Source organism: Falsiroseomonas oryziterrae, assembly GCF_021864505.1.
Classification (GTDB): Bacteria; Pseudomonadota; Alphaproteobacteria; order Acetobacterales; family Acetobacteraceae; genus Falsiroseomonas; species Falsiroseomonas oryziterrae.
Map to the genome: position 1 here is coordinate 1 of NZ_JAKJIB010000400.1, position 3,303 is coordinate 3,303.

4 protein-coding genes are annotated in these 3,303 nt (G+C 74.2%); 1 reads left to right on the top strand and 3 read right to left on the bottom strand.

The features are described 5' to 3' along the window. Nucleotides 1–248 precede the first annotated feature (248 nt). The gene (locus L2I40_RS24500; protein ID WP_272910993.1) at nt 249–383 is read left to right on the top strand and encodes a hypothetical protein; all 135 of its coding nucleotides are present in this window, start codon (nt 249–251) and stop codon (nt 381–383) included. Between the two features lie 62 nt (nt 384–445). Here the strand turns inward: L2I40_RS24500 and lexA are convergent, their stop codons facing one another. The 3 genes from lexA to moaC form a co-directional block, all read right to left on the bottom strand. Continuing rightward, entirely contained in the window at nt 446–1,174 is a 729-nt protein-coding gene (gene lexA / locus L2I40_RS20900; RefSeq protein WP_237217099.1) for a transcriptional repressor LexA, read from the bottom strand. 237 nt (nt 1,175–1,411) lie between these two features. Then, entirely contained in the window at nt 1,412–2,617 is a 1,206-nt protein-coding gene (locus L2I40_RS20905; RefSeq protein ID WP_237217100.1) for a molybdopterin molybdotransferase MoeA, read from the bottom strand. Then, on the bottom strand, nt 2,617–3,123 hold the full coding sequence (moaC, locus tag L2I40_RS20910) for a cyclic pyranopterin monophosphate synthase MoaC (RefSeq protein ID WP_237217101.1): 507 nt from the start codon (nt 3,121–3,123) through the stop codon (nt 2,617–2,619). The genes L2I40_RS20905 and moaC overlap by 1 nt, the downstream gene beginning before the upstream one ends. Nucleotides 3,124–3,303: the final 180 nt, after the last annotated feature.

Consider the following 3,303-nt stretch of genomic DNA (forward strand, 5'->3'; position numbering starts at 1 on the left):
GGATCGGCCCGGGCGGGGTGGAGGTGCTGTCGGACCGGGCCTGGCGCGGCAGCCGGCCCTGGGTGCCGCCGCCGCCCATTCCGGGCCGGCCCGACGTGCTTCCGCAGGCACCGCGCGACGCCGGCTGACCCGCCGCGGCACGGCGAGAAACGACACGGCAGGAAACGGCACGGCAGGAAACGGCACGACCGGAAACCGAACGGCAAGGAACGGGGCGCAGCATCGGGCCTGTCTCTCGGGAGGCCCGGATGGACGCGACCTGGACGATGCTCGGCACCGCCGGCTGGATGAGCGCGGGCGCCTTGCTGCTGCTGGCGGCCCAGGCGGCGCGGGCGCGGCTCCGCGCCTGGCGGGCGGCGCGGGACGAATGGGATCCGTATTGAGGGGGCCTCCCGGACGCCCCTCACCCCGACGCTCTCCCCCGGTCGGGGAGAGGGAGACGCGGTCAGTACTTCCGCAGCAACCCGACGAGCCGGCCCTGCACCCGCACGCGGTCGGGGCCGAAGATCCGGGTCTCATAGGCGCGGTTCGCCGGCTCCAGCGCAACCGAGTTGCCGCGCTTGCGCAGGCGCTTCAGCGTCACCTCCTGCTCGTCCACCAGCGCCACCACGATGGCGCCGTTCTCCGCCACGTCGCCGCGGCGGATAATGACCGTGTCGCCGTCGAGGATCCCGGCCTCCATCATCGAATCGCCCGAGACCTCCAGCGCGTAGTGCTCGCCGCCCGCCAGCATCGCCGCCGGCACCTCGACGCTCGCCCCCTGGTCGCGCAGCGCCTCGATCGGCAGGCCGGCCGCGATCCGGCCATAGAGCGGCAGGTGCACGGCGGGGGCCTCGTTGGCGGGCTTGGGCACGCCGGACAAATTCGTCGCGAAGTTCCCGCGGATGACGTTGGGCGCGAAGGCGGGCGCGGGCGCCGGGGCCGCGGCGACCGCCGGGGCGAGGCCGCGGCCGGCCATGTTCTCCGGCAGCCGGATGACCTCGAGCGCGCGAGCGCGGTGGGCGCGGCGCTTCAGGAAGCCGCGCTCCTCGAGCGCCGTGATCAGGCGGTGGATGCCCGACTTGGACTTGAGGCGCAGCGCCTCCTTCATCTCCTCGAAGGAGGGGGAGAAGCCGGTCTCACGCAGGTGCCGGTCGATGAAGATGAGCAGCTCGTGCTGCTTGCGCGTGAGCATGAAGCCTCCTCCGCCGTGCCCGTCTGCCGCCCTGGCGAACAAACGGGGAATCGATGGGGATGTTCTAGGTAGGTTCTCCGCGTCGCGTCAAATCTTTTCCACAGCCGGGCCCGCGCACGACCGCGATACGTCGACCCGGGTTCCGGCTGCCGCTGGCAGCCGAGGCCGCGAATGCGGCCCGCGGCCGGTGCCGCGCAGCCAAGCGGCTGGAGGCCGCGCCAGTGCTCGCGGCATCACTCAGATGCCGAACTGACCGAGCGGGATCGCCTCCACCTCGGCGCCTTCCGGCAAGGCGGGCGCGTAGGGCGCCCGCAGGATCAGGCAATCGGCGCGGGCGAGTGTCGCCAGCATCGAACTGTCCTGCATGGGGAAAGGGGTGGCGACCGGCCTGCCGTCGCGATCGGTCCCGAGCGACGCGCGGAGGTGGTCGAAGCGCTTGTCGTTCTCGGCGAGCGGCGCGCCGGCGCGGACCAGCAGCGTCGCCGGCGGCGCCGCCGGCAGGCCCGACAGGACCGCCAGGGCGGGCACCAGGAACTGCACCCCGCAGACCAGCGCGGAGACCGGGTTGCCGGGCAGGCCGAGCACGGGGGTGCGGCCGAGCCGGCCCCAGATCAGCGGCTTGCCGGGCCGCATGGCGATCTTCCAGAAGTCGAGCGCGAAGCCTTCGGGACCGAGCGCACTCTGCACCAGGTCGTGCTCGCCGACGCTGGCGCCGCCCGTGGTGACGAGCAGGTCGCAGGCGCGGGCCGCGGCCGCCGCGGCGGCGATGGCGTCGCGGTCGTCGGGGGCGATCGGCAGGACCAGCGGCTCGCCGCCGGAGGCCCGGATCAGGGCTGCGAGGGCGTGGGCGTTGGAACTGACGATGCCGCCCGGCGGGATCGGCTCGCCCGGCAGGGCGATCTCGTCGCCGGTGGCCAGGATCCCGACCCGCGGGCGGCGATGCACCGTGACCCAGGGATGGTTCGCAGCGGCGGCGAGGCCGATGTCGCGGGCGGTCAGGCGCCGCCCGGCGGGCAGCAGCGTCTCGCCCGCGGCGAAGTCGAGCCCCCGCCGGCGGATCCAGCGGCCGGGCTTCACCGTCTCCTTCACTTGCACGGCCCCGTCGCCGGCCTCGGCGTCCTCCTGCAGAAGGATCGCATCGGCCCCCGGAGGCACGAAGCCGCCGGTGAAGATCCGCACCGCCTGGCCGGCCCCGACCTCGCCGGGGAAGGGGTGGCCGGCCGGCGCCGCGCCGATGACAGCAAGGCGTGCCCCCTCCGTCGCGTCGGAGGCGCGCACGGCATAGCCGTCCATCGCCGAGACATCGGCCGGCGGCTGGGTGAGGCGGGCGAGCACGGGGCGGGCCAGGACGCGGCCCCAGCCCTCGGCCAGGGCGATCGTCTCCGCCGGGGTGGGCGAGAGGGCCTCGAGGACCCGGCCCCGTGCCTCTTCCAGCGAGATCATCAGGTCGCCGAGCCCCGGCCGGCGTCGCCGGCCGAGAGCTCATCATAGGTGCCCGACTTGCCACCTGATTTATGGACCAGCCGCACCGCCTCGATCCGCATCCCGCGGTCGGCGGCCTTGCACATGTCGTAGACGGTGAGCGCCGCGACGGTGACGGCGGTCAGCGCTTCCATCTCCACGCCGGTCTGGCCGGTGACCTTCACGGTCGCCTCGATCTCCACCGCGTCGGGCGGGGCGGCGACGAGGTCCACCGCGACCTTCGAGATCATGAGCGGGTGGCAGAGCGGGATCAGGTCGGAGGTGCGCTTGGCCGCCATGATGCCGGCCAGCCGCGCCACGCCGAGCACGTCGCCCTTGCCGACCTGCCCGGCCTGGATGAGGGCCAGCGTTTCCGGCGCCATGACGATGCGCCCGCGTGCCACGGCGGTGCGGGAGGTCTCGGCCTTGCCCGACACGTCCACCATCGCGGCCCGCCCGGCCTCGTCGAAATGGGTGAGCTTGTTCATGGCGCGAGTTTAGGCCCTCGCCCGCGTGCGGGGGAGGGTTGGGTTGATCCGTTCGAACCCCCACCCCGACCCTCCCCCGCTGCGCGGGAGAGGGAGCAGCGCGTGCGCACGAGGCCGCAAGGCGGCCGCCGCGGCGGCGCCTGAGGCGGCGCAATCACCACGCGGCCGCACGGCGGCCGC

Bases quoted from the DNA above. Each gene is read 5' to 3' on its own strand.
- L2I40_RS24500 (WP_272910993.1), top strand. From the start codon at position 249: ATGGACGCGACCTGGACGATGCTCGGCACCGCCGGCTGGATGAGCGCG.
- lexA (WP_237217099.1), bottom strand. From the start codon at position 1,174: ATGCTCACGCGCAAGCAGCACGAGCTGCTCATCTTCATCGACCGGCAC.
- moaC (WP_237217101.1), bottom strand. From the start codon at position 3,123: ATGAACAAGCTCACCCATTTCGACGAGGCCGGGCGGGCCGCGATGGTG.
- L2I40_RS20905 (WP_237217100.1), bottom strand. From the start codon at position 2,617: ATGATCTCGCTGGAAGAGGCACGGGGCCGGGTCCTCGAGGCCCTCTCG.